21 protein-coding genes are annotated in these 25834 nt (G+C 40.4%); all 21 read right to left on the bottom strand.

All coding sequences use genetic code 11. The features are described 5' to 3' along the window. Positions 1 to 137: 137 nt before the first annotated feature. Positions 138 to 917 (bottom strand): RNA polymerase sporulation sigma factor SigG, encoded by a 780-nt coding sequence (gene sigG / locus NST39_RS07880; RefSeq protein ID WP_003211879.1) that lies wholly within the window; start codon positions 915 to 917, stop codon positions 138 to 140. A 143-nt stretch (positions 918 to 1060) separates the two neighbouring features. Beyond that, positions 1061 to 1780 carry an RNA polymerase sporulation sigma factor SigE gene (gene sigE, locus NST39_RS07875; protein ID WP_007499746.1) on the bottom strand — a complete coding sequence of 240 codons (720 nt, stop codon included), beginning with the start codon at positions 1778 to 1780 and terminating at the stop codon, positions 1061 to 1063. Between the two features lie 59 nt (positions 1781 to 1839). Beyond that, positions 1840 to 2769 (bottom strand): sigma-E processing peptidase SpoIIGA, encoded by a 930-nt coding sequence (gene spoIIGA, locus NST39_RS07870; protein WP_003211533.1) that lies wholly within the window; start codon positions 2767 to 2769, stop codon positions 1840 to 1842. A gap of 237 nt (positions 2770 to 3006) precedes the next feature. Continuing rightward, positions 3007 to 6510 (bottom strand): S8 family serine peptidase, encoded by a 3504-nt coding sequence (locus NST39_RS07865; RefSeq protein ID WP_341027799.1) that lies wholly within the window; start codon positions 6508 to 6510, stop codon positions 3007 to 3009. Positions 6511 to 6800: 290 nt separating this feature from the next. After that, complete coding sequence (gene ftsZ / locus NST39_RS07860) at positions 6801 to 7946, bottom strand: cell division protein FtsZ (protein WP_106065245.1); 1146 nt, start codon at positions 7944 to 7946, stop codon at positions 6801 to 6803. Positions 7947 to 7979: 33 nt separating this feature from the next. After that, positions 7980 to 9302, bottom strand: coding sequence for a cell division protein FtsA (gene ftsA / locus NST39_RS07855; RefSeq protein WP_044141988.1), 1323 nt, complete (start codon positions 9300 to 9302; stop codon positions 7980 to 7982). A gap of 159 nt (positions 9303 to 9461) precedes the next feature. Further along, positions 9462 to 9830 (bottom strand): small basic family protein, encoded by a 369-nt coding sequence (locus NST39_RS07850; RefSeq protein WP_003210988.1) that lies wholly within the window; start codon positions 9828 to 9830, stop codon positions 9462 to 9464. After that, the gene (locus NST39_RS07845; RefSeq protein ID WP_341027797.1) at positions 9830 to 10555 is read right to left on the bottom strand and encodes a DUF881 domain-containing protein; all 726 of its coding nucleotides are present in this window, start codon (positions 10553 to 10555) and stop codon (positions 9830 to 9832) included. Before NST39_RS07845 ends, NST39_RS07850 begins: the two co-directional genes overlap by 1 nt. A gap of 20 nt (positions 10556 to 10575) precedes the next feature. Then, positions 10576 to 11265 carry a DUF881 domain-containing protein gene (locus tag NST39_RS07840; RefSeq protein ID WP_003211621.1) on the bottom strand — a complete coding sequence of 230 codons (690 nt, stop codon included), beginning with the start codon at positions 11263 to 11265 and terminating at the stop codon, positions 10576 to 10578. Further along, entirely contained in the window at positions 11262 to 12041 is a 780-nt protein-coding gene (locus NST39_RS07835; protein WP_326287032.1) for a cell division protein FtsQ/DivIB, read from the bottom strand. The genes NST39_RS07840 and NST39_RS07835 overlap by 4 nt, the downstream gene beginning before the upstream one ends. A 127-nt stretch (positions 12042 to 12168) precedes the next feature. Further along, complete coding sequence (gene murB, locus NST39_RS07830; protein ID WP_268484734.1) at positions 12169 to 13080, bottom strand: UDP-N-acetylmuramate dehydrogenase; 912 nt, start codon at positions 13078 to 13080, stop codon at positions 12169 to 12171. A gap of 31 nt (positions 13081 to 13111) precedes the next feature. After that, positions 13112 to 14206 carry an undecaprenyldiphospho-muramoylpentapeptide beta-N-acetylglucosaminyltransferase gene (murG, locus tag NST39_RS07825; RefSeq protein ID WP_341027785.1) on the bottom strand — a complete coding sequence of 365 codons (1095 nt, stop codon included), beginning with the start codon at positions 14204 to 14206 and terminating at the stop codon, positions 13112 to 13114. Between the two features lie 197 nt (positions 14207 to 14403). Further along, positions 14404 to 15504, bottom strand: a complete 1101-nt coding sequence (spoVE, locus tag NST39_RS07820; RefSeq protein ID WP_044141993.1) for a stage V sporulation protein E — start codon at positions 15502 to 15504, stop codon at positions 14404 to 14406. Between the two features lie 59 nt (positions 15505 to 15563). Continuing rightward, positions 15564 to 16910 carry a UDP-N-acetylmuramoyl-L-alanine--D-glutamate ligase gene (gene murD / locus NST39_RS07815; protein WP_445662394.1) on the bottom strand — a complete coding sequence of 449 codons (1347 nt, stop codon included), beginning with the start codon at positions 16908 to 16910 and terminating at the stop codon, positions 15564 to 15566. Between the two features lie 9 nt (positions 16911 to 16919). Continuing rightward, on the bottom strand, positions 16920 to 17894 hold the full coding sequence (gene mraY / locus NST39_RS07810) for a phospho-N-acetylmuramoyl-pentapeptide-transferase (RefSeq protein WP_003211854.1): 975 nt from the start codon (positions 17892 to 17894) through the stop codon (positions 16920 to 16922). 135 nt (positions 17895 to 18029) lie between these two features. Continuing rightward, positions 18030 to 19505 (bottom strand): UDP-N-acetylmuramoyl-L-alanyl-D-glutamate--2,6-diaminopimelate ligase, encoded by a 1476-nt coding sequence (locus NST39_RS07805; RefSeq protein ID WP_341029954.1) that lies wholly within the window; start codon positions 19503 to 19505, stop codon positions 18030 to 18032. A 212-nt stretch (positions 19506 to 19717) separates the two neighbouring features. After that, positions 19718 to 21637 (bottom strand): stage V sporulation protein D, encoded by a 1920-nt coding sequence (locus tag NST39_RS07800; protein ID WP_339162035.1) that lies wholly within the window; start codon positions 21635 to 21637, stop codon positions 19718 to 19720. Positions 21638 to 21766: 129 nt separating this feature from the next. Continuing rightward, the gene (locus NST39_RS07795; RefSeq protein WP_221885086.1) at positions 21767 to 23917 is read right to left on the bottom strand and encodes a penicillin-binding protein; all 2151 of its coding nucleotides are present in this window, start codon (positions 23915 to 23917) and stop codon (positions 21767 to 21769) included. Between the two features lie 7 nt (positions 23918 to 23924). Then, positions 23925 to 24272 carry a cell division protein FtsL gene (gene ftsL, locus NST39_RS07790; protein ID WP_126741218.1) on the bottom strand — a complete coding sequence of 116 codons (348 nt, stop codon included), beginning with the start codon at positions 24270 to 24272 and terminating at the stop codon, positions 23925 to 23927. A 37-nt stretch (positions 24273 to 24309) separates the two neighbouring features. After that, positions 24310 to 25242, bottom strand: coding sequence for a 16S rRNA (cytosine(1402)-N(4))-methyltransferase RsmH (rsmH, locus tag NST39_RS07785; protein ID WP_003210993.1), 933 nt, complete (start codon positions 25240 to 25242; stop codon positions 24310 to 24312). Positions 25243 to 25308: 66 nt separating this feature from the next. Further along, entirely contained in the window at positions 25309 to 25740 is a 432-nt protein-coding gene (gene mraZ / locus NST39_RS07780) for a division/cell wall cluster transcriptional repressor MraZ (protein WP_341027775.1), read from the bottom strand. Positions 25741 to 25834: the final 94 nt, after the last annotated feature.

Below are 25834 nucleotides of genomic sequence, written 5' to 3'. Positions count from 1 at the left end.
CCGCTTAAGTGTTCCCTAACAAATGCTATCTAAAATAACATTTGTTAAAAACAGATTAAATGAAAAAAATAACAGAGTCAATACTAGAGGCGTGTTCTCTCACAAGAATGAAAAAAGCCGCACATGAAGCGGCGGCTTTAAAAGATGTTTTTATTCATTTGTTTAATGGCTGCTTTTTCAAGCCTAGAGACTTGTGCTTGAGAAATCCCGATCTCTTCGGCAACTTCCATTTGCGTTTTGCCCTGGAAGAAGCGTTTGCGAAGAATCATTTTTTCCCTGTCGTTCAACCTACGCATGCCCTCTTTTAAGGCTAATTCTTCCACCCATTGTGTGTCTTTGTTCCGTTCATCACTAATTTGATCCATCACATAAATCGGATCTCCTCCGTCATTATAGATCGGTTCAAACAAAGATACAGGATCTTGAATCGCATCTAGGGCAAAGACAATTTCCTCATGAGGCACTTCCAGCACTTTGGCAATGTCTTCTGCTGTTGGCTCCTTGCTTGTCTCACTAATCAGCCTCTCACGGACCTGAAGTGCCTTATAGGCAATATCTCTTAGCGAGCGAGACACCCGAATCGGGTTGTTATCACGCAAGTATCGACGGATTTCTCCTATGATCATAGGAACCGCATAAGTTGAAAATCTGACATTGTGGCTTAAATCAAAATTATCAATTGATTTCATTAATCCGATACAGCCTACTTGGAAGAGATCGTCGACATATTCGCCTCTGTTGTTAAAACGCTGAATCACACTTAAAACCAACCGTAAATTACCATTGACTAGCTTTTCTCTTGCTGTATCGTCACCCTCATCTTGCAGCTGTCTGAACAATTTTCTCATCTCGTCGTTTTTCAGAACAGGCAACTTGGAGGTGTCGACTCCGCAGATTTCCACTTTATTTCTGGACACTTTTTTCCCTCCCTACAGGAGCTGTTGTACAAAGTTCAGTATCTCCTTGGGATGGAAAAATATGCACGAGCGATGACGAGAATTATGAGAAAAAAGGTTGTTTCCTTTGACAGTGCAGGGACAGAGCTTTTTTAAAAAAATTTTTAGACCATTTTATTAAATTCTTTTTGTAATCGTTTAATAATTCTTTTTTCAAGTCTCGAAATATAAGACTGTGAAATCCCAAGCATGTCAGCGACATCTTTTTGGGTTTTTTCCTCACCGCCAACTAAGCCAAATCTTAGTTCCATGATCTGCTTTTCGCGGTCATTTAATTGCTCGAGCGCTTTTTTCAGCAGTTTTTTATCTACATTTGCTTCGATATCCCGCGTGATAATATCATCATCTGTTCCAAGTACATCTGATAAAAGCAGTTCATTTCCGTCCCAATCAATGTTGAGCGGCTCATCAAACGAAACTTCTGACCGGATTTTATTATTTCGACGCAAGTACATCAAAATCTCATTTTCAATACATCTCGAAGCATATGTTGCAAGCTTGATCTTTTTTTCTGGGTTAAATGTATTGACTGCTTTGATCAGACCAATGGTTCCGATACTGATTAAATCCTCAATATTAATACCTGTGTTTTCAAATTTTCTTGCGATGTAAACGACTAAACGCAAATTTCTTTCGATTAGAATCGCTCTTGCGGTTTGATCACCCTTTGGTAATTTGACAAGCAGCTCCTGCTCTTCATCCTTTGATAATGGAGGCGGCAGCGCTTCACTTCCACCAATATAATAAATTTCATCACTCTTTAGACCTAGCTTCATGAGGAGTTTATACCAGTAGTAAGTGAGTTTAAATTTTAATTTTTTCATCTTCTTCTCCCTTCTAAATGTCAAGTTGACCTCGTAAGATAAAAGACATCACCAAAAAACTACGACACCCCCTGGATGATTTTCCCGTCTAACATATCTGGATGAATGATGGATTGAAATTCCTGATCTGCCGATAAACCGCTCAGACTCAACCCTACAAAACACTTAGCTGGCTGAATCATGTGCGTCTTTGAATAAATGAAGACTGTATCTGGTTTTAGGCATAGTAGAAAGCCGTGATCATGACCGACCGCTCGATATGGAACAAGTCTTAATCGATCAAGAAGAGGAAATTGATCATCGATCTTTTGCATGACTTCAACAGGATGAGACTGTTTCATGAGCTCTATAAATGGCTCTCCGCAAATGGCCGTTAGCTGGTCGGCCTGGACGATCATGACAGGTGTTTTTGTCATAGGATCATACAGCTGGTTACCAGAATCGACGAGTCCCTTTAAACGGATGGTCTCTCCATGAATGTGTATTTCCACAAGCACTTGTTCATCAACCTGTCTTTTTTTCGTACCCACCTCGCCTAATCTTTTCTTTGAAAACAGCCAAATCGCAGGAAACCCAGTTAAAACAAACAGCCAACTAATCGGATCACCAAAGCCATCATTTTGTGAAATCAGCAGGCCATCTTGAATCACTGTATTGGTTTGCAAAAATGAATGAACCCCGATCATACCTCCTCCCATCAAAAATGTTACAAAGTAAAAAGCAAACAGATTTTGAAAAAAGGAACGAAATCTTTGAAAACCAAAGGTTGCAAGAACGATGAAAACAGAAAAAAGTAGTTTGCCTAAAGGGTGTGACACAACCATTGCAAATGGTGTAAAGAGCAAGAGAACAATGCTCGATCCAATGAGAGCTCCTAACATATATCGCCTTTTTTTTACTTGTCGTTTGAGAATAAATGCAGTGAGTAAGAGAAGCAATAGATCAAAACAAAAGTTTAACAGCCAAATCACATCTAAATAAATGACCACCTTCTGCTCCTTTCATCTGAAACAAAGAATCAAAAGCAGTACTTGCACTTGTTTGTACCAGTATAAAACAGTCATGAGATGGAAGTCTGTCAATTCTTGTTGGGGATGATAGAGAACTTTTGGTGGATTGTTATTGTTTTTGTCGAGGAATGAGAGAGAGTATTCTTCTGGACAAGCCTTCAAACAATTGTTGAAAGAAAAAAGACACGCTCCTAGAAGTCGTGTCTTTTGTTTAAGTTACTTTTCATTGATGTTTAATGTGCCTGAAGCTTTTTGTCTTGTGACATTTCCATAATCATCTCGCACAATTACTTCAATGACCGCACCTTTTGCTTTAGCGGTAGAAGTAGCAGTCCAGTAACCTTCATACATTCCGCTCGATACTTCGCGAAGCGGCAGCTCTGTAGTATTTTGAAGCTTTGATCTCGCGTTTGTCAGCGGCATGTGAATGACAAATGTTGCGTCTAGCTTTTCTCTGCTGTGAAATGAAATTTTAACAGACTCCCCTGATGCCAGATAGACATTTTCTGCTGGAGTCAGCTTAGAAATCTCAGGTGCCTCGTATTGGACATCGATATTGATTTTTTTAGTCGTTTTGTTTCCTGCTGCATCTTTCGCTGTGACTTTGATCGTATTTTTCTCGTTCTCAAGCAGTATTCTTGCGGAATATTTCCCACCTTTTATGGTTGCCTTTTTTCCATTTACAGTGACTTGATCAAGATGATCATCTGTGACCTTTCCTTCTACAGTGAGCGATTCTTTATTCGTCTTTTCCCCTTTTTTCGGTGTATCGATGGTGAGCACCGGAGCTGTTTGATCAATGATCACCTTTACTGGTTTGGATCGTTTTGTTGCACCTTTATCCGTAACAGTTGCAGCCGTGAATACATGCTCTCCACTTGAAACTGTGACCTTTTCTTTGAAGGCGCCTAACTGATCTGTTTTCACTTTGGCAATCTCTTCATCGTTTTGATAGATCGCTATATCGAGCCCAGGAGAGGCTTTTCCTTCGATCTCCAGTTCATCTTTGTTCGTAATAACTCCTGTCTTTGGAGATGTAATCTCTGGCACATCTGCTTCATAGTCAACAAGCGCACGAATCATATAATTTCCCTCTTCTTTTGGAGAAGGAGAAAATGCACCGCTTGTCAGCTGCCAGCTTCTTTCAGCATTTGGTCCATCTTCATCTGTTGCAAGCCCTGGAGATTCCGTATTTTTTTTCGTTTGAATATAGACAAGATAGAAATCTCCATCCACCGTAATGGCTTGATCTTCTAAATCTACTTTTGTCCATTCCCCATTACGCAGCGCTCTCGCTTTTAGAGGTCCTATCATTTTCTTCCCTGGAGCTCCGTTCTTCCCAGAAGCGTCATACACTTCAACTGCAAATTCATTCCCTCCAGGAGCTGGCCACTCTGATGACCAGAAACGGAAAAGCCCTCCTGTGAGTTGCGCTTGTTTCTTCCCCTTTTCTAATGAAAATTTCACAGCCCAGCCATTGCCAGGATCATAGAAGGCTCTCGCATTTTCAGCTGTTCCATCATCATAGCCAATTTCCCCAGCAAAGCCGATGAATGGCTCTAGCTGAATGGCTTTTTCCACCGGCTTTTTTGTCACATCTGCTGTAAAAGAATATCCTTTAAACCCTTTGGCAAATACTTTGACGGTATAGACACCGCTCAATGCCTTTAGAGAAAATTCGCCAGATTCATTTGTTTTCACCGGCTTAATTTTCGCATCTTCTACAAGATAAACCGTGGCATCCTTTATTTTTTCACCCGTTGTTTCGTTGGCAATTGTGCCAGATATCGTTCTTTTCTTTAGTGGCTGTAAGGCGAAATTCGCCTCTGCCGTTTCATTTGAAGAAATATGGACGGTTTGTGTGCGTGATTCAAATCCGTAAGCTTCCGCTTTTACTGTGAATTCTCCTGCACTGTGAGGAAGCTGATATCTCCCTGTCGCTTCATCTGTGTACGTTGACTTGCCGCTTTCAAGAACACTAATTTCCGCTTTCATAGGAAGAGCTTTGATGGACGAAGCAGCTAGATTTCTTTCCTTTTTCATTTTTTTTATGTTCGCAGGCTTCTTAAGTGGGTGTACAGCCTTATCTTTTTGAGGCAAGACTTGATCTGTTATTTTCATATCATCTAAATGAACATCTTCGTTTGTCACCTGTCCTTCAATCATGCCAATTCCATCTGTTAATACCGTAATTGCCTCTCTTGCATCAACTAAACCTGCCCCATAGCCATTGTTTGGGGATTCCGGGAATTGCTGATCAGTTAACGGCTTCGCTGTATTAATCAGAATTTGTTCAATTTCTTCAACAGAAAGATCTGACTGTACTTGGCGAAGAAGAGCCACAACAGCTGAAACATGCGGACCAGCCATCGACGTCCCATTCCAGCCATCCTCATACCCTTTCCCAGGAATGGATGAACGAATGTTTACCCCTGGGGCCGCAATGTCTGGTTTCATGACACCATATGGAGACGGACCTTGCAGCGAGAAAGACCCCAATTTGTTATCTTGATCCGTAGCACCCGTTGCAAAGACCTCTTGATAGTTCGCAGGATTCGCAATGGATCCTTCACCACCAGGGTTGAATAAATCGGTATTGCCAGCTGAAAACTCTGGGAAGATGTCCGCCGCTCTCCAAGCATTGACGACATCTTTATACCAATCATCAAGGCCAGGCCCACCGCCCCAAGAATTATTGACGACATCTGGTGCCTGTTCTGGATGTGGGTTGCCGGCCTCATCTTTTGGTGCTAAAATCCACTCACCTGCGTCAAGCAGATCAGCATCTGTACCACCATCTTCTGAGAAAGCTTTCACCGCAATCCATTTTGCGCCCGGTGCGACTCCGATTTGATTCTTTCCATCTGGCTCAGAGCCAACCATCGTTCCCGTTACATGTGTACCATGCTCTAAATCATCATATGGCGCTTCAGATCCTGTCGTAGCATCGTACCAATTGAATTCATGAGTTGGTTTATTCGGATGTGCTGGATCAAATCCGCGGTATTTTTCCTTTAAAGCAGGATGATCCCATTCCACTCCTGTATCAATACTTGCCACAACTGTACCAGTACCGTCATAACCTAAAGCCCACGCTTCTGGAGCATGAACTTGAGAAATGTTCCACTCGACTCCATCTACTGCTTTCATTTGTTTTTTCTGCTTCGTCTTCAAATCAACCGGCCGGTGAATTTGACGGGTTTCATTTGGCAGCACTTGATCTACTTCTGGGAAGGCAGCCACCTTTTCCATGACTTCTTTCGTTCCCGTCACCGCTAAACCATTCACAATATAGTACGAATGAATCTCCTTCACTTGCTTTTTCTTTTGTTCCTTTTGTAAATACGTAAGGAGCGCTTCCTGCGTCTCCTCAGACGTTGCTCTTAATTCGGATACGACAGCTGATCTTTTTGTGTATTGCGTTTTAACCGCTGTTAATTTCTGTTTTTTGGCTTTGGACACCGCTTCCTTCGCCACTTTTTGCGTATTTGTTTGCTCTTTCATTTTGATTAAAAAAGTCACCTGATCATCCTGCTCAAACTGCTTCATTAATCTAGATGAGATCTTTGCTTTTGTTGTCTTAGAGGAGACAGCTTCCTCCTGATATGAGGTAGAAGTCGATGTTGCTTGAACCGTCCCAAAGCTTGTCATCGTTAAAGTACCAATCACCAAAAGACTCATCAAACGATAGCCGGCGGTCTTGCGAAACTTCAATTTCAATCAAATCCCTCCTCCTCAAGTGGCCAAACAGAGTATAGGTCTCACTCCTTTCATTCTGTTGTTCATGACAAGATTCATGGTGTTCTATTTAATGTAGTCAAATAAAGTTCATCATTTTGTCGCTTTTTGTAGGAGGGAGTAAAAATGATTCTTTTTTCTTAAACACCATAAGTCAAATTACATACGGAAATTGAAAGAGCTCTCACGCATTTAAGACTTTTTGATTAGAAACCCTTATAAGTTGAGACATAAAAAACCCCTTCCAATGGAAGGGGTTAAGCTATACTCGATTAGCGTTTATTGCGGTTGCGTAAGAACGTTGGAATGTCCAGCGTATCATCACTTGATTGTGTATTTTGTCTTGACTGAGATGATGGCTGTTGATGTTCCTCACGTTTTACTTCACGTTTTTGAGGAATGGATTGATTTTGCTTTAATCCTTGTCCTAATGGGTTTCTTTGTGATTTTGTCACTTCTGGTTCTTGCTCAATGAATCCAGTAGCGATCACAGTCACCACAATTTCATCCTTCAAGTTATCATTGATGACAGACCCGAAAATCATGTTTACATCTTCGTCAGATGCAGAAGCCACAATATCCGCCGCTTCTTGCACTTCATAAAGACTTAGGTTCGTACCACCCGTAATGTTCATAATGACACCTTGAGCACCATCGATTGCTGTTTCTAGAAGTGGCGAGGAAATGGCTTTCTTCGCGGCTTCCGCAGCACGATTTTCGCCTGTTGCAACGCCAATACCCATTAGAGCCGAACCTTTATTGGACATGATGGTTTTCACGTCAGCAAAGTCAAGGTTAATCAGACCTGGTGTTGCAATTAAATCGGAAATCCCTTGAACACCTTGTCTAAGCACGTTATCTGCCGCGCGGAATGCTTCCAGCATTGGCGTGTTTTTATCAACAATTTCAAGCAAGCGATCGTTTGGAATCACAATTAATGTGTCAACTGCTTCTTTCATAGAAGCAATTCCTTCTACTGCTTGAAGCTGACGCTTTCTTCCTTCAAATGTGAAAGGACGAGTCACAACTCCAACTGTCAATGCACCAGAATCTTTTGCGATTTTTGCAATGACAGGTGCAGCACCCGTACCAGTTCCACCGCCCATACCAGCTGTAACGAAGACCATGTCTGCGCCTTTTAATACTTCTTCAATCTGCTCTTTGCTTTCCTCAGCAGCTTTTTTACCGACTTCAGGATTCGCACCTGCTCCAAGCCCTCTTGTCAGCTTAGCACCGATTTGCATTTTAGTTTCTGCTTTTGATAGATTTAACGCTTGTGCATCAGTATTGACTGCAATAAAATCGACACCTTGTACGTCATTTTCAATCATTCGGTTGACAGCGTTATTCCCGCCGCCACCTACTCCGATTACTTTAATTGATGCTAGGCCGTCTATATTTGTTTCAAACTCCAACATGCTGAATCCTCCTAATCCGTCGAAAATCTAATTCTATTCCCAGAACATATTAAATAGTTTTTTCATTTTGCCCGGTTTTTTATTTGTCTCTTGTTGTGCTTTTTGTTTTACTTTCGGTCTTGGCTGCGCTTCTTTCACTTGTGGTGCAGAAGAAACCGGCTCCATGGATGCGCCTACTTCATGAAACGCCTCATCTGGCATTTGGAATCCAACCTGTCTGCCCTGAATCTTTGCATTGCGATAAGCAAAGTGGATCAGACCCACTCCTGTCATATATTGAGGCTCTCTCACCCCGATATAATTCGGACTTGCAATCCTAACATTGTTTTGCAAGACCGTTTGTGCAAGAGAAAGGATACCTGGAATAGCTGCTTGTCCACCTGTTAGAACGAATCCACCAGGCAAATCATGCACATCCATATTTCTTAATTCCTCCGCCACAAAGAGCAAGATTTCTTCCAGCCGCGCTTCAATAATGTTGGCTGCATCAAGCTGTGTATACGTTTGTTTTTGATCGGTACCGATTACAGAAACTTCAAATGTCTCCTCCGTCGATGCCTCATCATAAAACGCATGCCCAAATTGTTTTTTGATTCGTTCAGCTTCTTCAGTGGAAGTTCTAAGTCCTATAGACAAATCTTTTGTTATGTTCTCTCCGCCCAAAGGGATACTGTGAGTAGAATAGAGATGCCCGTTTTCAAATACGGAAATCGTTGTAGATCCGCCGCCAATATCGACAAGAGCTACCCCAAGATTTTTTTCATCTTTCGATAATGCTGCCGAGCCCGATGCGAGTGGCTGCAAGCATATATCCATTATTTCAATTCCAGCTCTTTCTACACATCGGAGCCAGTTATGTAGAATCGTTTTAGAACCTGTAATTAACGATCCTTCCACTTCTAGCCGAACACCAAGCATTTTTTTCGGATCTGTGATTTCATCTCTTCCGTCGACGATAAATTGTCTCGGAATCACGTCTACGACGAGATGTTCTTGAGGAATAGATACTACTTGTGCAGCATCTAAGACACGTCTCACATCTTCAGCATGTATTTCTTTGTTTTCACTAGATACTGCGACTACGCCGCTCGTATTCTGAATATGAATATGGTTTCCGTTAATTCCGACAATCGCCTTTTGTAAAGGAAAACCTACCATTCTCTCAGCCTGTTCAAATGCTTGTCTAATAGAATGAACTGTCTCATCTATATCAACAATCGATCCTTTTTTTAACCCCTCTGAAGGGACATTTCCAACACCTATAATGTTAAGCGAATCATCCGCCATTTCTCCGACGATGACTTTTATATTGGATGTACCGATGTCAAGGCTGACGTAAATTTCATTGTTGTTCATTCTATGGCACCTCCTCACATTTCAATACTTTCTATTCTATTATTTGCTGAACAACAATACAATGAATGTGTTTTTACAAGTGTGTAACAAAACTTAAAAAATCAACATTTTTTATTAGGATTACTAAAAATATTCGTTACATCATATGTATATCCTTTTTTATGACTCACTTTTTTTCTTTTTTTCTCTAGAAATTGTCCATTTTGTTAGGAGAATTCTTCTAATCACTGCTATATTTTGAAACAATCTAACGCCGAATGCAAACATTCCGACTAAGTACAAGTCTACACCAAGATGGACGCCCAGAAAAGCTAAACTTATTGCCAGTATAATATTAAAGAAGAAGCCTGATACAAACACTAGTTCATCGTATGCCCCTTGCAGATGTGCCCGGATTCCACCAATCAATGTATCAAGTGCAGCAAGTACAGCGAGGGAAAGATAATTAGAATACTCATTCGGTATCGTAAAATTAGTTAAGAAACCGATCGCAACTCCTATGATTAAGCCAAGTACAGGAAGCCACATTATGATTTTTCCTCCTTTACATCGTCAAGAGGCTTCAATTCGTTTACTTGAATTGCACCGTCATATGCTTTTAAGTGGATTTTTTTCTTCGGCTGGCTCATACTCAAGCTGAAGTTTTCCTGAGCAAACAAATCTCCAATATCTGATACATTTAAACGGCTGTATAATTTGTCGGCCTGCTCACTAATCATTTTAATGGTGACTTCATCACTATCTAAGCTGTAACCATCCATTTTTGTCGTGCCATTAATATCTCGAATCACGCTTGTATTAATGACACGGCGATCATTGATGGAAATATGTTTTGCCCCAAACATATTGGCTTCATTCATTAACTTTTTCAGAAGATCAGGTGGGATATTTTTCACTTCTTCTCCGGTAAGGTCCTTGGAAAAAAGCTGAGATATTTCAATTTCAATCCCCTCCCCTTCCACTTCTGTAAAACCAGCCTTTTCTTTTAAATCCTTTAACGTTTTTGTTAATTGTGCTTCTTTTGATCGATCTCCTTGATGACCATATTTTTTTAGCATCTCGTCGTATTTATCAATTTCTTTGAGCAAATCCAATTCCTTACTTTTAGATGTAGATAAATCCTCTCTCAGTTCCCACACATCACGAGTATCACGAACTTTGGGCTTTTGTAAGGAATTAAATTGGATGGAAACCATGATGCCAAATATGATCATTAAAGCTGTTAAACTAAGTAAAGGCTTCTTTTTCCTCAACACCACTCACCTTTTCACTTTTAATCTTTGTTTCTTAAAAGAGGGTTCATACGAATATCCGTTTTCTCGATCGTCATTGAAATGTGATCACTTGTCAGCTGATCGACCACTCCCCCTGCAATATTTAAAGCAGGTATTAACACAGCAGGATCACCAATAGCAGATATGACAAATGGTGCTGGATGCTGAACACCATCTACTGTGACAACTGGACCGTTACAATGTATGTATGATTGGTGTGTGATTCTTTGCCCATTAATAGATACAGCAGAAGCCCCTGATATAAATAGTTCGTTTATCACATGAAAAATGTGGCTCTCATGCACAATGTAATTATTAACATTTTGTCCACTCGGGATATAAGATGCATCTTCAAGAGACACTTTTACCCCTTTTCCTTTTACACCGATCTCTCCTGTAAACATTCTATATTTCTCAACATCTTCCAGCACATTAAAATACTGCTCTTTTTCATTTTTCAAATTGGACTCTGTTGCTTGTACCTTTGATTGAAGACTATATAATTCTTTTTCGAGTTTCTGATTTGCCTTTTCTTGCGTTGTGAGCTGACTTTTCAGAGAGTATTCTTTTTTCCATTGCTCTGTTCGAATGACATCTGCCTGATGCTGCTTTGTATATTGGTATGAAAAAGAAATCAGAAAACCAAGAACAAGCATGACAATCGAGAATATAACTGTTTTGCCTCTCAACGCTCATCTTCCTTTTTCTTAGATTTAAACGCTTCGAAATACGTAGCGACTTCCATATGGATTGTGCCTTTTTCAGATGATGAAAGTTCTTTTACAATGGCTGGATAGGTTTTCATTTTATCACCGAACGTTTTAATTGATGCAATCACAGTGTTTCCGTCATTCATATAAAATTTAACTAGCCAATTGTTTGAATTTGTTGGCACATAATATACTTCTGAGATGAGTTCCTGAATAGAGGCTGGCAGTTGATTTAAAGATTTAACAGTTTGCTTCAGCTTCTCCTTATTGTCCCAATCGACAAAAATAGGACCTGCATGACTCGGTGTCACTTCTTCTGGTAAAGCGGTCCCATTTTCAAGAAGCTCATAATATAGATTTCCCTTTTGAAGATACGCAATATTTGCATATTCTTTGACAGCAATACTCACTTTATTTGGGAAATGCTTTTTGATACTGACACTTTTAATCAGTTTATTTTGTTTCATATGATCTGCTGTTAAATCTTTATTTAAATTCCAAAACTCTGTTTCGCCTTCTTTAATTTGTGAAAGTTTAACAAGCTGTTTTGTTGAGACATGCTCATTACCTGTGATGGTTAAAGAAGAAATTTTGCTGATAGGTGTCTGCAAATAAATAATAATTAAAACCATGATAAAAAACAGTAGTATAAAAGAGATCAGTCTCCGATTCGCTTTTTGCTTCCTTTGTTCTTTAATTTTAGGAATTCGCTCTTCTATATTGACGATCTTTTCATTTTCATGATCAGGCCGCATATATACTCTTCACCTCATTCAAAGCTGCTTGTCCACATCTTTGGGTCATCATTTTGATGAGAAAACAAACGGCATTCTTTCATGCCGTTTGTTTTCCTCTGATGTCATCATTCATAAAAACTACCTGTTAATTTTCTTCACCGATAATTTCTACTTCTGTATGCATCTCTACGTTGTAGTCTTCTTTAATTTTCTTTTGGATGAACTGAATTAAGTCCAACACGTCTTGAGCAGTGGCTCCACCAGCGTTGACAATAAAGTTGCCGTGCATATCAGAAATTCTAGCTCCGCCGATTTGGTATCCTTTTAAATTCGCTTTTTCTACAAGCTGTCCTGCATATTCAGGCAGCGGATTTCGAAAAATACTGCCGGCACATGGCCGATTATAAGGCTGGGTTTCTTTACGATAATCTTTATTTTGCTGCATCTTCTTTGTGATTTTCTCGCGGTCATCCTGCTTGAGCTTAAACACAGCTTCTAGAACAATGCCAGGTCGTTCCTTTTGTAGGACTGACGTTCGATAGCTAAAATTCATTTGTTCATTTGTGAGCCACTCGATGCTTCCATCTTCAAATAAGATTCTGGCTTTCACAAGAATCTTACTGATATCAGATCCATGTGCACCTGCGTTCATATAAACAGCGCCGCCAATAGATCCCGGAATACCAGCTGCGAATTCCAGTCCTGAAAGACCCTGTTTACTAAGTGATGTCGCGAGCCTTACGACAGAGTAGCCGCCGCCGACTGTAATTTCTTCATCATTTACAGTTAGGTGATCCAGTCCAGCACCTAGCTTTAGGACAACTCCTCGAATTCCTTTATCAAGGACAAGTAAATTCGATCCTCTTCCAATGACCGTCCAATTTGTATGGTGTTTTTTCACATGATCCATGATGGTTTTCACTGCATCGATATCTTTTGGGATGATCAAAAGATCTGCTGGTCCGCCTATTTTCATTGTTGTATGATTCGAAAGCGGCTCATTTTCAAGTACTTTACCAACTTGCGCTTCTAATAATTCATTCTTCAAGTTCTCCATATTACCCTCCGCCTTACCTAATATCATTCCATCATGTAGTCGTTATTTCTTTTAACACATTATATAAACGTGTAGCCGCATCTGGTACTCCGAGTTCTTTCGTTAAACGGCTCATTTGGTTGAGTTTTTCTTCATTACCAGCAATTTCATCAATGGCATGCAGCAAACGATCCCCTGAAAGCTCTGATTCTCTTAAAACAATCGCAGCATCATGTTTTTCAAGTGATCTTGCATTGATTTCCTGATGATTTGCCGTCACGTATGGGCTCGGAATAAAAATGGTTGGGATTCCAAGAGCCGTTACTTCAGCAATTGTTGTAGCTCCTGCTCTTGCAACAATCACATCGATCGATTTCAGGTACTCTGGCATTTGATGCAAGAAAGGTTTTGTGATCATGTTAGGTGCTGCACCTTTTTCCTTTAGTTCATTCAACACTTTTTCATAATGAACCTCACCTGTGATATATAAAAGCTGGTAGTTTTTAGCCTTTAAATCATCTTGCATTTCGATCACTGCTCTATTGATAGGAGCAGCACCTCGACTCCCGCCGAAAATAAGAACTGTTTTTTTCTTTTCATCGAGCCCGAATTCTTTAAGAGATTTCCCCTCTTTTATAGAGACGACTTCAGAGGCTCTAGGGTTTCCCGTAAATACAACCTTTTCAGAAGGAAAATGTGCCTTTGCTTCATCAAAGCATACGGCTACCCTATTAACATATCTCGCTAGGAACTTATTTGTAATACCAGGCAGGCTGTTTTGTTCGTGTATAATAGTCGGGATCTTCAGCTTAGAAGCCGCATAAACAACAGGCCCACACACATAACCGCCTGTTCCAATAACCACATCAGGCTTGAATTCTTTTAAGTAAGATTTGCTTTTTTGAACGCCTTTCAAAAATCTCATCACCGTTTTGACGTTATCAAAGGAAAGCTTTCGCTTAAAACCTGAAATTTCTATCGCCTTGAAAGGGATATTTTCTCTTTCTACAATTTTCTTTTCAAGTCCATTTTCAGTACCGATATATAAAAATTCCACATCAGGATGCAGTCTCTTCACTTCTTTAATAAAGGCTAAGGCCGGATAAATATGGCCGCCTGTTCCGCCTCCACTGATTACTATACGCATTATACCATTTCCCCTCAATTTTTTTCTGCTCTGAACAAAGTATAAACCCTGTTTTAAACAACAGGGCTCCGTTAAAACCTGTAAAGAAGAGTCAAAATACACGTTTTCGAAACAAAAACTGTCATTTTCACTCTTCAAATCATTTTTTTATACTTTTGCAAAATAAACGTCAACATGGTTTCATTAGCTTCAGCACGCTAATATCTTGCGTACCTGCTTACATTCAGAAGTACGCCAATCGCCATCAGCATTAATGTCAATGATGAGCCGCCATAACTAAGGAATGGGAGCGTGATACCTGTCACAGGAATAAGTCCAGTGACAACTGCGATGTTAATCATTACTTGAATGGCAACCATTGAAATAATACCAACTGCTAGGAAACTCCCATATAAGTCTGGGGCTCCAAGTGCTATTCGTATGCCTCTCCATAATAGAACACTAAAGAGGAGTAAAATGAGTGATCCTCCTATAAAGCCAAGCTCTTCAGACAATATCGCAAAGATGAAGTCCGTTTGGGGCTCAGGTAAATAGAAGAATTTTTGTCTACTTTGACCAAGTCCCATTCCGAACAGACCACCTGGACCAACAGCGTATAAGGACTGAATAATTTGAAACCCACTGCCTAGTGGATCTTCCCAAGGATTTAAGTATGATGTAATTCGTTTTATTCGGTAGGGTGCTGATAAGACAAGTGCAGCAAACCCGCTGAGCCCTATAAGACCGAGAAATATAAAGTGAGTTATTCTCGCACCTGAAACAAATATCATAATAATACAGGTTCCAACCATCACCGTTCCTGTTCCCAGATCCGGCTGAAGCATGATGATGGCAAATGCAGAAAATACAATGCCTAAAGCTGGGGCAAAACCTTTGCGAAAGGATGTGATATTTTTTTGTTTTTCAGATAAGAATTTTGCAAGAAACGCAATCATCGCAAGCTTCATAAATTCAGAGGGCTGAATACTAAACGCACCGACACCAATCCAGCTTCTTGATCCATTTCTCTCCATACCAATGCCAGGAATAAGTACAAGCAGCAAAAGGAGAAAACAAACAGCAATCAATATCTTTGACCAAGTCCGCCACGTCCAATAATCGACTCGCATAATGAAAAACATTGCGATAACTCCGATTCCGGCAAACAAAAGCTGTCTTTTTGCAAAATAAAACGAATCATCAAATTTATACGATGCCCACACAGCACTAGCGCTGTACACCATAATTAAACCAATCGTCAATAAAAGTAACGTAATGACAACAAGCAAAAAATCCGGAGAAGTTTTCTTATTCGTCAAGAGACCGACACCCCAAGCATAATTTCATTTGGGCTGTCAGTCATATGAGAGACAAGCCCTTATTTAAGCATATGCACGGCGTTTACAAACATGTCTCCACGTTCTTCAAATGTTTTATGTTGATCCCAGCTTGCACAAGCCGGAGATAATAAAATCACGTCTTCTTCTTCAGATATGTTAAACGCCGCATGTACTGCTTGTTCAACATTATCGACATGTTTTACGTGATGTATTCCAAGCTCTTCACCAAGCTTCACAAACTTAGGTGCAGTCTCACCAAATGTGATAATTCCTTTTACATGTTTCATAAAAGGTTTCAACTCATCAAATTCATTGCCTCGATCAAGTCCACCTGCTAATAAAATAGTTGGTTGTTCGAAGGCTGACAATGCTTTACTTGTTGCCAAAATATTGGTTGCTTTACTATCGTTATAAAATTTCCGACTCTGAATTGTATCTACAAATTGCAGACGATGCTTCACTCCACCAAATGTCGTGAGAACGTGAACGATTGCTTCATTTGAGCAGCCTGCATTTTTCACAACACAAATAGCTGCCAGAATGTTTTCTTGGTTATGCTCACCAGGAAGGACAACATCCTTTACATCAATGATATGTTCATTCATGTAGTAAATTGCACCATGTTGAATAAACGCACCATGTTCTACTGGCTCTTTCACTGAGAAAAATACTTTTTTTGCTTTTGAACCTTCTGCTAGTTTTACAACGGAAGGATCATCTAAGGTAATTACAGCAATGTCATCTTCATGTTGATGTGCGAATACTTTCTGCTTTGCTTTTTCATATTCTTCACGAGTGTGGTGATAGTCTAAATGTGCATCAAAAATATTTAATATTAAGCTGATTTTAGGTCTAAATTCAACTGTTCCCATTAACTGAAAAGAAGACAGTTCCGTTACGATCCACTCATCGCCAGCTGCATTTGCAGCGACTTCACTGGCAACTGTTCCAATATTACCCGCCACTAATGTTTTTTGGCTGTCTTTTTTCAGCATTTCATAAATCAATGTCGTGGTAGTGGTTTTTCCATTCGATCCAGTAATCCCAATAAAAGGAGATGAGGTTAAATGATACGCTAATTCTATTTCCGTCCAAACTGGAATTTGGCGGCGAAGCGCTTCTTGAACCATCACATTTTCATATGGAATTCCTGGATTTTTAATTAAAATTGTAATGTCTTTATCTTCGAATATACGAAGAGGATGACTGCCACAAATGACATCAATCCCCTTTTCAGAAAGTAGCTGAGCAGGTTTATTTTCTTCAAACGGTTTTTGATCATTTACCGTCACATTTACTCCATGTTCATGAAGAATTGAAGCTGCCGCATATCCGCTTTTAGCAAGACCTAATACTAGTACATGTTCGTTTTTTAACATTTGCATCTTATTCAATTATAACCACACCTCGATGTAAATTCCTAAAACAGCAAGTAATAAACCAGCTGTCCAGAAGGTGACAACTACTCTCCACTCTGACCAGCCAACTAACTCATAGTGGTGGTGAAGCGGACTCATCTTAAAGATTCTTTTGCCGGTTGTTTTAAAGGAGATGACTTGAAGAATAACGGATAACGTCTCAACAACAAATACTCCACCAATAATGACAAGTAAAATTTCAAGCTTCGTTAAAATCGCAATTGCTACAATGGCTCCGCCTAATGCTAGAGAACCTGTATCCCCCATAAATACTTTTGCAGGATGTGCGTTAAACACAAGGAAGCCAAGGACGGCTCCTGCAACAGCTACTGAAAAGATCGCTACATCATACTGGGATTGATTCCAAGCCAGTATAGCAAATGCTCCGAAAGCAATAGCAGCGGTTCCAGATAAGAGACCATCCAGTCCATCCGTTAAGTTCACAGCATTAGAACCTCCGACAAGCATGAAAACAACAAGGATAAAGTAAGCCCATCCTAAATCAAAGCTGACGTCTGTTCCTGGAATGCGAATCGTTGTTGCAAACTGATAATAATGGAAAACTGCATAAAAGATCACAGCGATCACAATTTGACCGATTAATTTCTGTTTCGATGTTAATCCAAGATTTCGTTTCATCGCTACTTTAATATAATCATCTAAAAATCCTAATAGGCCGTAACCAAGTGTGACAAATAACAGTAAAAACATTTCTGGACTAATCTCAGAAAATTTGTTGATCATCACAATTGTTGTAATAGTGATAGAAAAGATAATCATGATGCCGCCCATTGTCGGTGTCCCAGATTTCTTTTGGTGGGACTGCGGGCCCTCTTCTCTAATACTTTGACCAAATTTTAGTCTTCTTAAAAACGGTATAAAAATCGGGGATAAAAGAACACTGATTAAAAATCCCATTATGATTGTAAACAATATCACCTGTTCAAGCATCGTTCTTTACTCCTTCCGAATTTCCAAAGCCGTTTTCCATCAGAAAATTGCATTCATTATTATGGTATTCATTCACGTTCTTCGTATGTTGTTTTTGTACAAAATGCTTCATTTCATTACACTCTTTTCATCATTTTAAGATTTGTTTAGATCTAAAATAGCGTCAATAGCAACCTTTGCATCATCAAAGTCATAGACTTGATCACCAATAATTTGATAGGTCTCATGGCCTTTACCCGCTATTAAGACTGTATCGCCTTTTTTCGCATTGGCAATGGCAAAGAAGATCGCTTGTTTCCGATTCACAAAGCTATGATAATATGCGTCTGGCACCCCGTGTTCCATATCTTTTAAAATGGCTGAAGGATCTTCGCTTCTTGGGTTGTCTGATGTAAATACAGGTTCATCTGCATATTTCACAGCGATTTGAGCCATTTGAGGACGCTTTGTTTTATCACGGTCGCCGCCACAGCCAATTACACAGAAAATTTTGCCCTCTGTTAATTCTCTACATGTTGTGAGGACATTTTCTAAACTATCAGGTGTATGTGCGTAATCGACGATGACAGGGAAGTCTTGATCGCAGTTTACAAGTTCAAATCTGCCCTTGACTCCTTCCAGCTCTTCAATCGCACTCACGATCGTCTCAAATGTTAAGCCAGATACGATCCCAACTGATACAGCTGCGAGGATATTATACACATTGAACTTTCCGACGAGGGCAACCGTCACTTTCTTGGTGCCGATTGGAGTGACCAAATCAAATTGAGTTCCCTTTGGCATGATTTGAATATTTTTTGCCATGACATCTGCTTTTCGCTCTAGGGCATACGTCATGACTTCAGCAGCTGTGACTTTTTCAAAATAACTCGAAGCCTCATCATCTGCATTTAAAATCGCATGCTTCGGTTTATTATGATGAAAGGCACTTCCGAGCTGAGAAAACAGTAAGCTTTTCGCATGTTTATATTCTTCCATTGTGTTGTGGTAGTCAAGATGGTCCTGCGTAAGATTTGTGAAAACAGCAATATCATAATCACACCCATGCACCCTGCCAAGATGGAGGGCATGTGATGATACTTCCATGATGGCTGTGTCTACATCTTGATCAAGCATCTGTTTAAACGTTTTTTGAAGTGTGACACTTTCAGGTGTGGTGTTTTTCACGTCGAGAATGTCATCATTCACCTTCATATACATCGTACCGATTAAGCCTGTTTTCTTCTCGGCTTTTCTCATCATTTGTTCGATCATGTGTGTTGTTGAGGTTTTTCCGTTTGTGCCTGTGATCCCGATGAGATTCAGCTTATGAGTGGGCTGTTCATAAAACGCATCAGCTATTCTTGCAAGTGCTCTTTGAGAGTGTTTCACAATAATGACTGGTACCTCTGTTATGTTAAGAGGGTGTTCTGCTACAATGGCAGCAGCCCCGCTTTTCACCGCTTTTTCAGCATAATCGTGTCCATCTACTGTATAGCCTTTTATACAGACAAAAAGGCTTCCCTTTTTCACCTCTCTTGAATCCATTTCAATGGAAGTGATATCAGGATTTTCGTTTATCAATTCGTTGTTTTCACTTTTAAAGTATGTAAGCAGTTCTTGTAATTTCATTTTCATATCAAACCTCTCAAATTCGTTCACGTGCATGTCTTGTGAAAAAAACACACAGTCTATATTTTATCGTAAAAAAAAGGATACATCCAGCGTATTCCTTAAGTTTCTGTTGGAAAAAACACACTTTGGACTCTTTTTTTCAAACTGGCCTTCTCTTTCAACAAAAAGAGGCAGCCAAATGAGTGCGGCTACCCTCTGTTCATTCTTTATTATTCGTCGTTTAAGTATAATCTGATCGTGGAGCCTTCTTTGACCTTTGTCCCAGCAGCAGGTGATTGCTTCACTACTTTACTGCCAGTTCCTGAGGCATCGATCTTTAGGTTGATCAAGAGGGATTCAAGATCTGAAACAGATCCTCCTACAAGATTCGGTACTTCAATGGTTTTTGTGTCCAGCCACTGATACTTCTTTTCAATTTGGCCTTTTCTTTTTTTCACACCCATCTCAGGCAGGCTATCCCGCATAATATGACCAACAATTGGTGCGGCAACGGTACCACCAAATTGAATGGTGCCTTTTGGGTTATCCACAGCTACATAGACTACGATACTTGGGTCATCTGCAGGCGCAAATCCGATAAACGACACAATGTGGTTATTCTCCATATACTTTCCGTCCTTTACCTTCTGTGCTGTTCCTGTTTTTCCGCCGACCCGATACCCTTCAACAAATGCATTTCGGCCAGTTCCTTGAGCGACTACACTTTCAAGTGCATACCTGATTTCTTTAGATGTCTCTGTTGAAATCACTTTCTTTTTGGCAATCGGTGATTGCTTTTTCACGACCTCTTTTGTGATTGGATCTATCCATTCTTTTGCAATATAAGGCGTGTAAAGTGTCCCGCCATTTACTGCAGCTGCTACTGCAGCTACTTGCTGAATTGGCGTAACAGATACACCTTGACCAAAGGCCGTGGTCGCCTGCTCTACAGGACCTACACGATCAAGCGGGAACAAAATTCCCCGCCCTTCTCCTTGAAGGTCAATTCCGGTTTTTTGGCCAAATCCGAAATTTTTGATATAAGAAAATAATTTTTCTTTACCAAGACGATCTCCTAGCTCTACAAAGCCGGGGTTACAGGAATTTTGAACTACTTCCAAGAATGACTGTGATCCGTGCCCGCCTTTTTTCCAACACCTGAGTCTTGCACCATCAACTGTCACAGATCCGCTGTCAAAAAATGAATCGCGTTTTAAATTCACTTTCTTCTCTTCTAATGCTGCTGCAAGTGTAATAATTTTAAATGTCGAACCCGGCTCATATGTGCTCCACACCGGAAGATTTCGGTTAAACACTTTTGAGTCAACTGATTGATAGTCAGCTGGATCAAAATCTGGTCTGCTTGACATCCCTAGCACTTCACCATTTTTCGGATTCATCGCAATCGCGATCATACCATCTGGATTATACTTTGCCTGCGCGTTGTCTAATTCCCGTTCTATGATGGTTTGTACTTTTGCATCGACTGTTAATTTCATATCAAGACCATCTTTAGGCGGAGTATAATCGTCTGCTTCATCTGGCATTTTCTGCCCTTTTGCATCGGAATAAAACTTCACAGACCCTTTTTCGCCTTTTAGGTCATCGTCATAGTAGGCTTCAAGTCCAAGTAAGCCTTGATTATCGATTCCAGCAAAGCCCAGTACATGTGAAAGAAAGCTGCCAAACGGATAATGTCTGATGCTGTCTTCTGCTACATACACGCCTTCTAAATCAAGCTCTCTTACTTCTTTTGCTTTTTCATGAGATACCTTTCTGCCCTCAGGAGAAATTCGTTCAATTGATGTTTTCTTCGTGACGTGCTTGTACGCTTTCTCTTCAGACATATTCAGCACAGCTGCCAATTTCTTGCTTGTTTCGGCGGGGTCTTTAATTTGCCGAGGGACGACCAAAATAGATGGAGCACTTTTGTTCGTCGCAAGCTCTACCCCATTCCGGTCCAAAATATCTCCTCGTTCCGGTTCGAATGGAAGGTTTCGGCTCCAGGAATCTTTTGCTAAGCTTGTCAGCTTCTCACCCATAATAAACTGCACATATCCTAATCTAGTATCTATGATGAAAAAAATGATCACCCCAAACAGTAGCACGAAAAGCAATCGTTTTCTCACGGTTACACTCGACACTCGCACGCCCGGTTCACTCCTTACATATGGCTTGTTTTCATCATATGCAGGCCCGTCCTTTTGTAGAACGCACCGTGATATTCTGCTGGCTGGAGCAAAAGAAAAAACCTAGCAAGTGATTTGCTAGGTTTACAGTTAATTTGGGCTTTTAAATGTCACAGTGACGACTTTGTCTGAAATCTCTGCTCCACTTTTGACACTTTGTTTCACAGCATATCCTTGTCCATTTGTTTCTATATGCACACCGGCAATCGAAGCATATTGAAGGACTTCCCTTCTGGACCAGCCTGTCATATCAGGCATCTTAATGGTTTTCCCTGCTGTTTTCAAGAACACTTTCTGGCTTTCAGAGAATTCAGAGCCCGCACTCGGCCACTGGCGTTTAATGGACAGACCGTCCCCGATGACAACAGGTGTTAAGTGTTTATTTTTGACTTCTGTTTCTGCCTGCTTCACTTCTAAATCCAGGAATGAAGGCATCGTTTCTTGTTTCACTTTTTGTTCGCCTGATTTTTTATCGTCTGCTTTTGTTGGTGCAATATTTAAATATAGCAAACTATTTTTCATGACAGGGTTAAAGATCTGAGAAACTGGAGCTGACCCCGTTTCTGTTTCAGACAGCTGCGGCTGCTGAACAGCCACATAAACAAGCAGCTTCGGATCATCTTTTGGCGCCATTCCCATAAATGAAAAGACGTAATCGTTTCGTCCTTGGAGGTAACCGCCGGCACCGCCAATTTGTCCCGTTCCTGTTTTTCCAGCAACGTCGAAGCCTTTGATTTGATAAGGCTGACCTGTTCCAATTTTCGAGGAAACAACCTCACCTAAAATATCACGAACTTGCTTCGCTGTATCAGATGAAATCGGTTTTCCTGCTGCTGTTGGTTCGTGCTGCAAAATCGTTTTGTTTGTGTTCGGGTCTGTAATATGATCAATGACATATGGTTTCATCATTGTTCCGCCGTTTGCTATCGCAGTGGCTGCTTCGATTTGTTGAATCGGTGTGATGGCTGATGCTTGACCATAAGCTGTCGATGCTTTGTCATATTCATATCTAAAATTGATTTTACTAGACGCTTCGTTCGGCAAATCAATCCCCGTTTTGTCATAGAAATGGAACTTCTGCAAATATTGTTCGTATCGTGTGAAGCCTAGTTTTTCTTTTGCCAGCTTTGCAAAGGCCACATTTGACGAGCGAAGAACTCCTTGATGAAAGTCAATTTTCCCCCAGCCATTTCCGTTGTTGTGGTCTCGCACAAGGCCGCCGCCTACTTTATAAGTACCAGATTGATATTTTTCACTGCCTTGGTAGACCCCTTCTTGGATCGCCGCAGCGAGGGTAAAGATCTTCATCGTTGAACCTGGTTCAAACGCATATGAAATCACATCATTGTTATAATTCGTAATGTCTAGTTCATTTAAATTAAAGCTTGGCCGCTGCCCCATCGCAAGAACCTTCCCAGTTTTCGGATCAACGACTGTGGCAATGATTTTCTTCGGCTTATACTTTTTGGCAACCTGCGTCATACTTTCTTCAAGAAACGCTTGAATTTTCTGATCGATGGTCAGCGTGACATTTTTCCCGTCTTTCGGGGCGACAATGTCTTCTTTACTATTCGGCAATGCCCATCCGCTTCTGTCACTGTTATATGTCACATAGCCGTCTTTTTCTTTTAAAAATTTGTTCAGTGCCTTCTCAAGTCCCATTGCACCTGACATGTCCTTTGTCGCCTCATTTAATCTGGCATAACCGATTAGGTTAGAAGCAAACATGCCGTTTGGATAATATCGCTTCGTGTCTTTTTCAAAAGCAACACCTGGAAGCTTTAGCTTTTCAATTTTTTCCTTCGTTGAAAAACTAATATCCTTCCCCGCTTTACCAAACTCCACTTGGAATGCATCTTTTGTATTGAGACGCTTTAAAATTTCGCTTTCACTCATATCGATGACTTTCGAGAGCTCTTTTGCTGTCTTTTCTTTATCGACGACATGCATTGGATGCTTAGGGTCCACTGTCATTTTCTTGCTCATGACCGCAATGAGCTTATACACAGATGTATCCTCAGCAATCACATTCCCATTCCGGTCTAAAATAGATCCTCTTTTGGCTTCAAGTGTTTTCTTCGATTGATATTGTTCATTTGCCTTGGCAGCTAATACTTGTCCATCAACTGTTCCTGTAATTTGAATATAGATAAAACGTGCTAGGATGATAAAGAAAAACAGGGCGAAGCAAATACTTGCAATTGCCGCGCCTCTGTTCATCATTTTATTCTTTTTAGGCATCGCCATGTTAATCGACCTTCTTAACATCTTTCGAAATAGTTAAGCCTGCTTTTTTCGCAGCATCAATGATTCTTTCTGGTTCACTCAGCAAATCTTTTTCCTTTTGTAGCTCAGTGATCTTCTTCGATTCTAAAGATACTTGCTGTTCTAGCTTCTGCACTTCGATATTGGCGTGATAGACAGCAAAGGCTTTAGAAATGATGAGAATCGAGCTGCACATAAGAGCCATGACAAACATGACAAGTAAGATTTTTTCACCAAGTGTGATAGAACCTCTTCTTTTAATGAAAACCGATTGGCCTTGCTGCTCTGTTTGATGTTGCTTCACTTCTCTTTGATAAGCCAAATTACTCATAAGAAACCTCCTTTTTATCATCATCTATGGTGTCGTTTTACTTTTTTTCTGCAATTCGGAGCTTCGCTGAACGGGCACGGTTGTTATGTTCCAGCTCTTGTTCTGATGCAACGATCGGTTTTCTCGTGATCAGCTTCAGCTTAGGTTCAAGTCCTTCTGGAATCACTGGTAGTCCGTGCGGAAGTTCTGGAAGAGAAGACATTTCTCTAAATGTACTTTTACAAATCCGGTCTTCAAGTGAATGGAATGTAATGACAGAAATTCTCCCCTTCGGATTGAGTAACTCTATTGCTTGTTCTAGTGCTTCTTCAAATACTTTCAATTCATCATTTACGGCAATTCGGATCGCTTGAAACACTCTTTTCGCTGGATGTCCGCCAGTTCGTCTTGCAGGTGCCGGAATTCCTTCTTTGATAATGTCGACAAGCTCACCCGTTGTTTCAATTGGCGCTTTTTTTCTTGCTTCTTCAATTTTGCGTGCGATTTGCTTGCTGAACTTTTCTTCCCCATATTTGTAGAAAATCCGAACTAGATCTTCAAATGGCCATTCATTCACCACTTTTTTTGCCGACAATGCGGCTGATTGATCCATTCGCATGTCAAGAGGTGCATCATGGTGATAACTAAAGCCTCTCTCTGGTGTGTCGAGCTGAGGAGATGATACCCCAAGGTCAAAAATCACACCGTCTACACTTGTAATACCTTGTTCATTCAGACGTTCTTTTAAATATCGGAAGTTGCTTTTTATGAAAAGAATGTTCGCTTTAGAATCCGCGAGCTTCTCTCGTGCATGATCCAGTGCAGCATCGTCTTGGTCAAATCCAATCAATGTTCCTTTTTCTGATAATTGAGATAGTAAATATGAGCTATGACCTGCTCCGCCTAGCGTGCAGTCCACATATGTACCGTCTTCTTTTACGTTTAAACCGTCAACTGTTTCTTTTAATAATACTGTCTCATGTTGAAACATGATGTTATGGTCCCACCTTTTTCAAATAGAAATGAATGTGTAGAAAGCTTGCTGCACAAGGGATTATTATATATCAAATCCAATCATGTTTTCAGCAATTTCAGCAAAAGAATCTTCTTGCTCTTCTGTATATTGTTCCCAGATCGACTTACTCCACAACTCAATTCGATTTGAAACGCCGATGACCACACATTCTTTTTCGAGTTTTGCATATTGGAGTAGGTTTGATGCGATGTTAATACGCCCCTGCTTGTCCAGATCGCATTCGACTGCGCCAGAGAAGAAGAACCGGGTAAACGCACGTGCATCTTTTTTCGTTAGCGGTAGTGCTTTGAGTTTCTCTTCGATTAGTTTCCACTCACTCATAGGGTAGCCAAATAAACATTGATCAAGCCCTCTCGTCAGCACAAACTGTACTCCGAGACCGTCTCTAAATTTAGCAGGGATGATCATGCGCCCTTTTGTATCAATCGTATGTTGGTATTCACCCATGAACATGATAATCAGAGCCCCACTTTCTCACCCATACTCTCCACTATCCACCACTTCTCTCCACAAAACTTATTCTACACTGTTTCTACATAAAAAAAAA

Source organism: Bacillus sp. FSL W8-0645 (assembly GCF_038007905.1).
Classification (GTDB): domain Bacteria; phylum Bacillota; class Bacilli; order Bacillales; family Bacillaceae; genus Bacillus; species Bacillus pumilus.
This window is presented reverse-complemented; position numbering and strand designations above follow the sequence as displayed.

Coding starts and splice junctions, on each gene's coding strand:
- murD (WP_445662394.1), bottom strand. CDS start 16,910: ATGCAAATGTTAAAAAACGAACATGTACTAGTATTAGGTCTTGCTAAA.
- ftsA (WP_044141988.1), bottom strand. CDS start 9,302: ATGAACAACAATGAAATTTACGTCAGCCTTGACATCGGTACATCCAAT.
- rsmH (WP_003210993.1), bottom strand. CDS start 25,242: ATGTTTCAACATGAGACAGTATTATTAAAAGAAACAGTTGACGGTTTA.
- mraZ (WP_341027775.1), bottom strand. CDS start 25,740: ATGTTCATGGGTGAATACCAACATACGATTGATACAAAAGGGCGCATG.
- NST39_RS07850 (WP_003210988.1), bottom strand. CDS start 9,830: ATGTGGCTTCCTGTACTTGGCTTAATCATAGGAGTTGCGATCGGTTTC.
- murB (WP_268484734.1), bottom strand. CDS start 13,080: ATGGAGAACTTGAAGAATGAATTATTAGAAGCGCAAGTTGGTAAAGTA.
- ftsZ (WP_106065245.1), bottom strand. CDS start 7,946: ATGTTGGAGTTTGAAACAAATATAGACGGCCTAGCATCAATTAAAGTA.
- murG (WP_341027785.1), bottom strand. CDS start 14,206: ATGCGTATAGTAATCAGTGGAGGCGGAACAGGCGGCCATATTTATCCG.
- NST39_RS07805 (WP_341029954.1), bottom strand. CDS start 19,505: ATGAAATTACAAGAACTGCTTACATACTTTAAAAGTGAAAACAACGAA.
- sigE (WP_007499746.1), bottom strand. CDS start 1,780: ATGAAAAAATTAAAATTTAAACTCACTTACTACTGGTATAAACTCCTC.
- NST39_RS07835 (WP_326287032.1), bottom strand. CDS start 12,041: ATGCGGCCTGATCATGAAAATGAAAAGATCGTCAATATAGAAGAGCGA.
- mraY (WP_003211854.1), bottom strand. CDS start 17,894: ATGCTTGAACAGGTGATATTGTTTACAATCATAATGGGATTTTTAATC.
- NST39_RS07795 (WP_221885086.1), bottom strand. CDS start 23,917: ATGCCTAAAAAGAATAAAATGATGAACAGAGGCGCGGCAATTGCAAGT.
- ftsL (WP_126741218.1), bottom strand. CDS start 24,272: ATGAGTAATTTGGCTTATCAAAGAGAAGTGAAGCAACATCAAACAGAG.